This is a genomic window from Mesorhizobium sp. CNPSo 4684 (assembly GCF_057784315.1).
In genome coordinates this window covers 92,631-101,311 of sequence record NZ_JBWLUX010000023.1, presented here as the reverse complement: position 1 = coordinate 101,311, position 8,681 = coordinate 92,631, and the positions used below count along the sequence as shown (strand labels likewise).

8 protein-coding genes are annotated in these 8,681 nt (G+C 62.5%); 6 read left to right on the top strand and 2 right to left on the bottom strand.

The annotated features are described in order from the left end of the window. Positions 1–170: 170 nt before the first annotated feature. Entirely contained in the window at positions 171–1,013 is an 843-nt protein-coding gene (locus AC04SG_RS21620; RefSeq protein WP_488552709.1) for an MBL fold metallo-hydrolase, read from the bottom strand. Positions 1,014–1,146: 133 nt separating this feature from the next. On the opposite strand from AC04SG_RS21620, the gene mce reads away from it, so the two are divergent. The 6 genes from mce to AC04SG_RS21590 all read left to right on the top strand — a co-directional run bounded on the left by mce (position 1,147) and on the right by AC04SG_RS21590 (position 7,803). Continuing rightward, positions 1,147–1,551, top strand: coding sequence for a methylmalonyl-CoA epimerase (mce, locus tag AC04SG_RS21615; RefSeq protein WP_488552708.1), 405 nt, complete (start codon positions 1,147–1,149; stop codon positions 1,549–1,551). Next, positions 1,548–1,832 carry a DUF1467 family protein gene (locus tag AC04SG_RS21610; protein WP_488552707.1) on the top strand — a complete coding sequence of 95 codons (285 nt, stop codon included), beginning with the start codon at positions 1,548–1,550 and terminating at the stop codon, positions 1,830–1,832. Before mce ends, AC04SG_RS21610 begins: the two co-directional genes overlap by 4 nt. Before the next feature lie 739 nt (positions 1,833–2,571). Further along, a complete protein-coding gene (gene proS, locus AC04SG_RS21605; RefSeq protein WP_488552706.1) occupies positions 2,572–3,900 on the top strand; it encodes a proline--tRNA ligase in 1,329 nt (442 codons plus the stop codon). Continuing rightward, positions 3,897–5,213 (top strand): lipoprotein-releasing ABC transporter permease subunit, encoded by a 1,317-nt coding sequence (locus tag AC04SG_RS21600; protein ID WP_488552705.1) that lies wholly within the window; start codon positions 3,897–3,899, stop codon positions 5,211–5,213. Before proS ends, AC04SG_RS21600 begins: the two co-directional genes overlap by 4 nt. Next, positions 5,210–5,893, top strand: coding sequence for an ABC transporter ATP-binding protein (locus tag AC04SG_RS21595; RefSeq protein ID WP_192257624.1), 684 nt, complete (start codon positions 5,210–5,212; stop codon positions 5,891–5,893). The genes AC04SG_RS21600 and AC04SG_RS21595 overlap by 4 nt, the downstream gene beginning before the upstream one ends. A gap of 659 nt (positions 5,894–6,552) precedes the next feature. Continuing rightward, complete coding sequence (locus AC04SG_RS21590) at positions 6,553–7,803, top strand: site-2 protease family protein (protein ID WP_488552704.1); 1,251 nt, start codon at positions 6,553–6,555, stop codon at positions 7,801–7,803. A gap of 18 nt (positions 7,804–7,821) precedes the next feature. Here AC04SG_RS21590 and lipB read toward each other — a convergent pair whose 3' ends face one another. Continuing rightward, positions 7,822–8,565 carry a lipoyl(octanoyl) transferase LipB gene (lipB, locus tag AC04SG_RS21585; protein ID WP_352560147.1) on the bottom strand — a complete coding sequence of 248 codons (744 nt, stop codon included), beginning with the start codon at positions 8,563–8,565 and terminating at the stop codon, positions 7,822–7,824. Positions 8,566–8,681: the final 116 nt, after the last annotated feature.

Here is an 8,681-nt window from a genome sequence, read left to right as displayed (position 1 = left end):
CCTTTCCTGGCAACAGCCCTTCGATACGCTGCCACTGCGCGCTGCTCAGTTCATATCGCCGTGCCATCCATCGCTCTCCAGATCGAATCTGGAAGCCTATGAATCATGCATCAACGCGATTTTGAATCCTGAATGTCGATTGGTCCTAGGGCGACGCCATCCGCTGGAGTTCAGCTGGTGGCGGGAAGCCAGCGAAACGTCCCGTCCACCTGCTCGATGTGCCCGAGACCCGGAAACGGCATATGATAGCCGGCGACAAGCAGCCGGTGGTCGGCGGCCATTTTCAACAGGCGCTTGCGGGTCTCGACGGCCTGCTCCTTCTCGTCGTCGAGGTCGGCATGCCAGTCAGGGCGCTGGATCGACACGACAGAGTGCAGGAAGGCGTCCGACCAGACGAGCAATTGCTGTCCGTCGCTTTCGACGTGGAACGCCAGCAGTCCCGGCGAATGGCCGGCGGCGTCGATGGCGGTGATGCCCGGCACGACCTCGTCTCCGGGTGCTACGAAGGTCGCGCGGTCGGCAAGGCCGGCGCAGACACGCAGAAACAGATCGCGATTGCTCAGCCTGGCTTCGCGCACCGTATCGGCCTCGGTCCAGAAGACGAATTCTGCCGCACCGAACACGTAGCGCGCCCGGCTGAAGACGGCTTCGCCATTGTGGACGAGGCCCCCGATGTGGTCGGGGTGGCCATGCGTGATGACCACCAAATCGATGTCGGCGGGTTCGAGCCCAACGTCTTGCAGGCATTCCAGGAGTGAGCTGTCGGCATCGCCGAATCCGGTGTCGAACAGGATCTTTTCGGCACCGGTGTCGACCAGTGTCGGGATGAAGCAATGCTCGTAGCGGTTGGGATCGATGGAGTTCGAGACGGCGAGTTGCTGTACGGCGGCTGGCGATTGTCCGGGGGCGAAAGCCGTGGCGAGATTGTCGCGGAGATCGACGGCGTCGAGCAGGGCGGCAACCTTGAACGAGCCAAGATCGAAGCTGAAAACGCGGGGGCGGATATCGGGCATTGCCGTTTGTACTTCGCAGACATCGATTGGAACAGGGCGGCGGTTCACCCAAGTGCGACCTTGCGCGCCTTGGCAAAGACTATTGATGTCGGCCGATTTGACGTAAGACGCCAGCATCGAAGCTGGAGGTTTCATGCTGGGACGCCTGAACCATGTCGCGCTTGCCGTGCCGGATCTGGCCGCGGCGATTACCGCTTATCGTGATACACTTGGCGCGAAGGTCACCGCGCCGCTGGCACTGCCGGAGCACGGCGTGACGGTGGTGTTCGTCGATGTCGGCAACACCAAGATCGAACTGCTGGAGCCGCTTGGCGACGGCTCGCCGATCGCGGCTTTCCTGGCGAAGAACCCCTCGGGCGGCATGCATCATGTCTGCTATGAGGTCGACGATATTCTTGCCGCGCGCGATCATCTCAAGGCGAGCGGCGCCCGCGTGCTGGGCGACGGCAATCCCAAAACCGGCGCCCACGGCAAACCGGTGCTGTTCCTGCATCCCAAGGATTTCTTCGGCACGCTGGTCGAACTGGAGCAGGCATGAGCTGGATTTCATTTGCCGCGCTGTTCTTCATCACATGGTGGCTGATGCTGTTCATCGTGCTGCCGTTCAGCGTGCGTACGCAGGATGACGATCACGACGTGACGCTGGGCACGGTTGCCAGCGCCCCGCGCGGGCCGCATATGCTGCGCGCCGTGATCCGCACCACCATTGTCACGGCTGTCGTCATGGGCATTTTCTACGGCCTGACGCACGGGCTGGGTTACAGCCTCGACGAAGTCCCGCACATCATCCCCGAAGCCAGCCAGGTACCGGCTAACTAAAACCTTTTCCCGCCGACGAAATCGGGCGGCGGCATGCTGCTGTTTGTGCCTATTTTCGGAGCATCGAACTCCAGTTTCGGCGCACTCGGGCTGAGGTTAGCAACCCCGCACGCAAGCATAGCCATTCCTGATAGAATCGCGGCGAGATCACGCCGGCGAAAGCTCATGTGATTTGGGAATGTGCAGATCTAACCAGATGATTGCGCAAAAAAAATGCAAGGCACAAGGCCTTGCAATTTAAACGCGTTCCGATCTGTTTTCCGGTTTCCGGCGGCAGCGAGTAACCGCGCCTAGATCGCATCCTCCCAAGACTTTGACCGCGTAGGAGAGCAGATTTTTCTCTACCCTCTCGGTTATCGGGGCACACTAGCCTAACCCCGATGAAATTGTCACGCAGAATTTTGCCCGCAAACGGGCAATCTGTGCTGCAGTGCACAATAGTGCGGCAGGCTTTGCTTGCGAAACGAACAACACCGGGGCTGCCGCATTAATGTGGCCAGGTGCCCTGCGTCGCTCAGACGCGCAAGGCGGTGTCAGCACTTTGCAGCCAAGCCATCACTTTGCACCTGAGCAATTATCGTTTTCGGTTCGAAGATCTTTGGAAGAAGAATCGATTTTTGCGATTTCGGGCCGATGCGGCGGGTCGGGTTTCCATTCCGTCACGAAATAGCTATGAAGCCGGGGCAAGCAAGCCAGCCGCGCCGATTCCGGTGCAGCCTCCTCTCTCACGGACCTGTCCATGCGTTTGTCGCAGTTTTTCCTGCCCATCCTGAAAGAAAATCCGCGCGAGGCCGAGATCGTCTCGCACCGGCTGATGCTGCGTGCCGGCATGATCCGCCAGCAGGGGCAGGGCAGCTTTTCCTGGCTGCCGCTGGGCAAGCTGGTTCTGGACAAGGTCTGCCGCATCATCCGCGAGGAACAGAACCGCGCAGGCGCGCTGGAAATCCTGATGCCGACCATCCAGTCGGCCGATCTGTGGCGCGAAAGCGGCCGCTATGACGACTATGGCAAGGAAATGCTGCGCATCAAGGACCGGCAGGACCGCGACATGCTCTACGGTCCGACCAATGAGGAAGTGGTTACCGAGATCGTGCGCGCCTACGTCAAGTCCTACAAGGATTTGCCGCTCAACCTCTACCACATCCAATGGAAGTTCCGTGACGAGGTGCGGCCGCGCTTCGGCGTCATGCGCTCGCGCGAATTCCTGATGAAGGACGCCTATTCGTTCGACCTCGATTTCGAGGGCGCCAAGGCAGCCTATAACAGGATGTTCGTCTCGTATCTGCGGACCTTCACACGCATGGGCCTGCAGGCCATTCCGATGCGGGCCGACACAGGGCCGATCGGCGGCGACCTCAGCCATGAATTCATCATCCTTGCCGACACCGGCGAGAGCCAGGTCTATTGCGACCGCGAATATCTGTCGCTCCAGGTTCCCGGCGAAAACACCGACTTTGCCAATGACGGCGAGATCGCCGACATCGTCAAGACATGGACGACGCCCTATGCCGCCACCGACGAGATGCATGACGAGGCGGCCTGGGACAAGCTCGGCGAAGCGGACCGGGTCTCGGCGCGCGGCATCGAGGTCGGCCACATCTTCCATTTCGGAGACAAATATTCGAAGCCGATGGGCGCCAAGGTGACCGGGCCCGACGGCAAGGATCATTTCGTCTCCGGCGGCTCCTACGGCATCGGCCCATCGCGCCTGGTGGCGGCGATCATCGAGGCCAGCCATGACGACAACGGCATCATCTGGCCGGATGCGGTCGCGCCGTTCGACATCGGCCTGATCAACATGAAGGTGGGCGACGCCGACTGCGACCGCGTCTGCGGCGAGCTCTATTCCGCCTTCACCGGCGCCGGCAAGGACGTGCTCTACGACGACACCGACCAGCGTCCGGGCGGCAAGTTCGCCACCGCCGATCTGATCGGCCTGCCCTGGCAGGTGATCGTCGGACCGCGCGGCGTTGCCGCCGGCGAGATCGAGATCAAGAACCGCCGGACCGGCGAGCGCGAAACGCTGCCGGTCGCGGAGGCCAGGAAACGCTTCGGTGCAATCGCATGAGCGAAGCCGCGGCAACGAAGCCTTCGGTCGCCAAGTCGCCGGTTGCCAAGTCTCCGGTCGCTGGCCCGTTTTCCATGTTCGAACGCATGGTCGCCTGGCGCTACCTGCGCTCGCGCCGCAAGGAGACGGTGATCTCAGTCATCGCCTCGATTTCTTTCCTCGGCATCATGCTGGGCGTCGCGACGCTGATCGTCGTCATGGCGGTGATGAACGGGTTCCGGGCTGAGCTTCTGACCCGCATCCTCGGCGTCAACGGCCATCTGATCGTCCAGCCGCTGGATTCGCCGCTTGAGGACTATGCGCAGGTTGCCGCCCGTATCAACGGGGTGGCCGGCGTCAAATACGCCATTCCGCTGATCGACGGCCAGGTGCTCGCGCAAGGCAATGTCGGCGGCGGCATGGGCGCGCTGGTGCGCGGCATACGCGCCGAAGACCTCGGCAAGATCGCGATCGTCGCCAACAACGTCAAGCAGGGTTCGCTCGCCGATTTCGACTCGGGCGAGGGCGTCGCCATCGGCAAGCGCATGGCCGAGAATCTCGGCCTCGTGCTTGGCGACACCATCACGCTGATCTCGCCGGACGGCGATGTGACGCCGATGGGCACGACGCCGCGGATGAAGGGCTACAAGGTGGCGGCGATCTTCGAAGTCGGCATGTCGGAATATGACAGCTCCATCGTCTACATGCCGTTTTCGGAGGCACAGCTCTATTTCAACATGGACGGCAGGGCGCAGACGATCGAGATCTATGTCGACAATCCCGACGATGTCGACGCGCTGAAACCGCTGGTCGATGCGGCGGCGCAACGGCCGATCGACATGGTCGACTGGCGCCAGCGCAACGAGACGTTCTTTTCGGCACTTCAGGTCGAGCGCAACGTCATGTTCATGATCCTGACGCTGATCGTGCTGGTGGCGGCGCTCAACATCATCTCCGGCCTGATCATGCTGGTGAAGGACAAGGGCCACGACATCGCCATCCTGCGCACGATGGGCGCATCGCGGGGCGCCATCCTGCGCATCTTCCTGATGACGGGTGCGGCGATCGGCGTCACCGGCACGCTCGCCGGCGTGCTGCTCGGGGTGCTGATCTGCACCAACATCGAATCCATCCGCCAGTTCTTCTCCTGGATGACCGGCAAGGTGCTGTTCAATCCGGAGCTCTATTTCCTCAGCCAGCTGCCGGCAAAGATGGACCCGCGCGAGACTATCTATGTCATCCTGATGGCGCTCGGCCTGTCCTTCCTGGCAACCGTGTTTCCGGCGTGGCGGGCCGCCCGTCTCGATCCGGTCGAGGCCTTGAGATACGAATGAAGTCCGAGATCATTATCGAGCTGAAGAGCGTCGAGCGGCACTATATCCAGGGGCCGCGCAAGCTCACCATTTTGAACGGCGCCGATTTTTCGCTGAAGCGCGGTGAGATGGTGGCGCTGGTGGCGCCATCGGGCACCGGCAAGTCGACGCTCTTGCACACTGCGGGCCTGCTCGAGCGCCCCGACGCCGGCGACGTCATTTTGGCCGGCCGCGCCTGCGGACGGCTGTCCGATGACGAACGCACCGCGATCCGCCGCAACGATGTCGGCTTCGTCTATCAGTTCCACCATTTGCTGCCGGAATTTTCGGCACTCGAAAACATCATGATGCCGCAGCTGATCAAGGGGCTCTCGCGCAAGGAAGCCTCGGAGCGCGCGGCACAGCTGCTCGACTATATGCAGATCGGCAAGCGCGCGTCGCACCGGCCGTCCGAATTGTCGGGCGGCGAGCAGCAGCGCGTCGCCATTGCCCGTGCCGTCGCCAATGCCCCATTGCTGCTTTTGGCCGACGAGCCGACCGGCAATCTCGACCCGGTCACCGCGTCCTATGTCTTCGAGGCGCTGGGCGCGCTGGTCAGGCAGTCCGGCCTTGCCGCGCTGATCGCCACCCACAATCACGAACTGGCCTCGCGCATGGATCGGCGGGTGACGCTGCACGAGGGTAAGGTCGTCCCGCTTTAGGGTATGGCAATGGCTCAGGAGGCCTGCGGATGATCGCCTCCTTGGCGAGGTCCTTCAGAGCAAGCAAGATTGCCGAAGGCAGCGCCGCCCCTCATTGTCCTGCCGGACATTTCTCCCCGTATAGTGACGGGGAGAAACTGGCCTGCCGCGCCCTCGGCGCTTAATCTTGCAACGCCGGCGATTGGCGAAATCGTCGATGAGAGCGACCCCTCTCCCCGTCACTATACGGGGAGAGGATGCCGGCAGGCAGGTGAGGGGCAGCGCCGACATTCGCGAGCAACTCGCGACCTGAAGCAGGGGATATCCTCCACCGCATGATCCCGCACCTGATCATATCAACGCTTTCTTAACCTTGCCCAAACCGGCTGTCAGGATTCGTCGGCATGCCGCTTTCCGGTCGTTGACATTCGAACAAAATTAGAACAAAATATGAACATAGCAACAACAGGAGAGAGTAATGAGCGATCTTGTTCAGGACGTCGTTTCGTTGGTGTCCATGAGTGCGTTTCTCGTTTCCATGGCGGTCTGGATCGGCGCCATGTGATCAGTCTGCGGTTCGCCGCAGTGTTTTGAGGCGGGCAGGAGGGCGTTGTGTTGTTAAGCCTTTCTTGCCGCCATGACGCTAGGGTGCCCTGTCAAGACAGGGAGCAAACGCCCAAGTGTCGCCGATCATCACGGCCCTTCTCGTGGCCGGCAATCTCGGACTGATTTTCCTTTTGATGACCGCGCCGCTCGGTTTGCGTACGGTGAGGCTCAGCCGCGTGGTTGCCATGGACCGGCAGCGCCTCTGGCAGGCGCTGTGGCCGCTCGGCAGCGACGCCGGCTGGTCCGGCGAGATTCTCTCGGCCGAGCCGTTGGTCGAGCAGGGCACGACCCGCATCATGCTGTCCTGGGAAGGCCGCGACGGCCAACCGATCGAGCGCAGGTCGCGCTTCGAAGACGTCGTCGAAGGCAGTCGGTTTTCCATGCGCGTCATCGAGGATACCGCGCTCGATGCTTCGTTCTGGAAGGATTTTTACGAGACCACCGAACTCGTTTCGGAAGGTGCTGCCACGCGCGTGACGCTCAGCCAGACCGACCGCTATCGCGGCGTCGCCTTCCTGGTGTTCCGCTACTTCGCCATGCGCCGCGAGCTCGGCAAGCTGCAGATCTGGGCGAGGACCGGACAGTATCGCAAGGGCGGCTGGTTCGAGCATCCGCTGAGCCAGGTCGGCTTTGCCATTCTGTCGGCCTTCATCCTGTGGCCGTTCTTCGGGCTCAATCCCGGTGGCTTTGCGCTGGCCGCGATCCTGACCTCGGTGGTCGCGCTGCACGAACTCGGCCATATGGCGGCCTTCCGGCTCACCGGTCATCGCAAGGCGCGGATGATCTTCATCCCGCTGCTCGGTGGCATCGCCATTGGCGGCCGGCCCTATGACAGCCGCTTCGAGGTCGCCTTCGTGGCGCTGATGGGCGCCGGCTTTTCCGCTTTCCTGGTGCCGCTGCTGATCGTCACCAGCGGCTTCGCGTCCAGCGAGGGGCATCGGCTGGCCGCCGCCCTTCTGGCGACGCTCGCCGGCTTTGCCGCGCTGTTCAACATCGCCAATCTGGTGCCGGTGTGGAAATTCGACGGCGGCCAGGTGCTGCGCCAGATCTGCCCGGGCCCGATCGCGCTGGCGCTGGCTTCGTTCTGTTTGCTTTCGGCTTTGCTGACGGTGGGCTGGTTCGCTGGTTTTTCCCAAGGCTTTCTGCTGGTGGCAGGTGCGGTCTTTGCCATTCTCAGCCTGCTGACCGTGGGCAGCGGAGTAAAGCCGCGCCACGAACTGAAGCCGATCCGCACCTTCGACCGTTTCGCCATGGCTGGCGCGCTATTGGCCGTCTTCGCCATTCATGGTTACGGCCTGCTGTGGGCCTCGGCAAAGCTTCTCTGAGCGTTTGATCGAGCGGTTTCAGCCGGCCTTGCGCGCTGGTTCGGCAGAAATAGCCTCGGCTGCCCCAAAAACATCCTCGAAGGCGGATTTCAGCGCCAGGTCGAAATCGGCCATGGTCACGGGCAGGCCGAGATCGACAAGGCTGGTGACGCCGTGGTCCGGCACGCCGCAGGGCACGATGCCGCTGAAATGGCCGAGATCCGGCTCGACATTGACGGCAATGCCATGAAAGCTCACCCAGCGCCGTAGCCGGATGCCGATGGCCGCGATCTTGTCTTCGGCCGGCGAGCCGTCGGGCAGGGAGGGACGATCGGGCCGCACCACCCAGACGCCGACGCGGTCCTCGCGGCGTTCGCCGCGCACGTTGAAGGCGGCGAGCGTGCCGATGATCCATTGTTCGAGCGCGGCGACGAAGGCGCGCACGTCCTCGCGCCGGCGCTTCAGGTCGAGCATGACGTAGGCGACCCGCTGGCCCGGCCCATGATAGGTATATTCGCCGCCGCGTCCGGCCGCGAAGACCGGGAAACGGTCGGGGTCGATCAGGTCTTCGATACGAGCGCTGGTGCCGGCGGTGTAAAGCGGCGGGTGCTCGACCAGCCAGACCAGCTCGGCGGCGGCACCAGTGCGGATCGCCTCGGCACGTGCTTCCATCAGGGCAAGCGCATCGGTGTAGCCGGTCAGGCCAGGCTCGATGCGCCATTCGACCGGTGCTGAGCCGGGCAAGGGCAGGAACGACGTGGCGATCTGGCTGCGTTCTGTCATGGCTTTTCGTTTTTCGCTTAATGCACGCCGGCTTCCAAAACCGCTTCAGGCCTGGGGCGGAATGCATTTGCCCTTCCATATGGCGGCAATTGGCTGAAACGTCCAGTTCGCCCCGC

Bases quoted from the DNA above. Each gene is read 5' to 3' on its own strand.
- AC04SG_RS21595 (WP_192257624.1), top strand. From the start codon at position 5,210: ATGAAGTCCGAGATCATTATCGAGCTGAAGAGCGTCGAGCGGCACTAT.
- mce (WP_488552708.1), top strand. From the start codon at position 1,147: ATGCTGGGACGCCTGAACCATGTCGCGCTTGCCGTGCCGGATCTGGCC.
- AC04SG_RS21600 (WP_488552705.1), top strand. From the start codon at position 3,897: ATGAGCGAAGCCGCGGCAACGAAGCCTTCGGTCGCCAAGTCGCCGGTT.
- proS (WP_488552706.1), top strand. From the start codon at position 2,572: ATGCGTTTGTCGCAGTTTTTCCTGCCCATCCTGAAAGAAAATCCGCGC.
- lipB (WP_352560147.1), bottom strand. From the start codon at position 8,565: ATGACAGAACGCAGCCAGATCGCCACGTCGTTCCTGCCCTTGCCCGGC.
- AC04SG_RS21620 (WP_488552709.1), bottom strand. From the start codon at position 1,013: ATGCCCGATATCCGCCCCCGCGTTTTCAGCTTCGATCTTGGCTCGTTC.
- AC04SG_RS21610 (WP_488552707.1), top strand. From the start codon at position 1,548: ATGAGCTGGATTTCATTTGCCGCGCTGTTCTTCATCACATGGTGGCTG.